The 584-nt window shown below is 38.9% G+C and carries 1 protein-coding gene; it reads right to left on the bottom strand.

Annotation, left to right across the window (positions count from 1 at the left end):
* Window positions 1-584, bottom strand: a 584-nt coding sequence (locus tag SM447_RS29585) for a hypothetical protein (protein ID WP_474576152.1), incomplete at both ends; no start/stop codon positions are given.

Genomic DNA, 584 nt, shown 5'->3' with positions numbered 1-584 from the left:
ATCCCCTTCGTTGAGGATAAAGTCCGTATTTCTTCCTGTTTCGGTATCCACGAATACATCCAAAGTTTCTGCTACATATTTTTGGGGAGAATAATCCAAAGTACCTCCAATAATCAAAGAGTTTGCATCATCAAAATTGACTTTGTGTTGTACCAAGCCAACATAACTACTGTACTGATTAGAGTTGAGTTCTCCAGATCCAAAGCCAGTCAATTGTCGAGTGTTTTCATCTCTAAATTGGCGAACGCGGTAGGAGGGATTCTGATCCATACGATTGTCTCTTAGGATCAAATTAAAAGAAGTTTTGTTATAGATATTCCAACGTTGATCTACCGTATTTCTCAATCGAAAGGCTACTGCTTCTCGTTCTGTAAAGGTTTGATCACTTTCAAAATTACCACCAGTATAATCATCTTCACTCAAGGAACCTGTCATGTCCGAGCGATAATCGACTAAATCAACAACGGTTGTCCATTTGGTTGTTGGAGCGATGTCATATACAGTCTTAAAAGTGATGGCGAATTTTTCGTAATCACTATATTCAATAGGTCCGTCTGCTCGTTTGGCATAATGGCCACCAATAT

It is taken from the genome of Micromonospora aridisoli, assembly GCF_056150025.1.
Note: the sequence above shows the minus strand (reverse complement) of the source record. Positions and strands in the feature narration are given on the sequence as shown.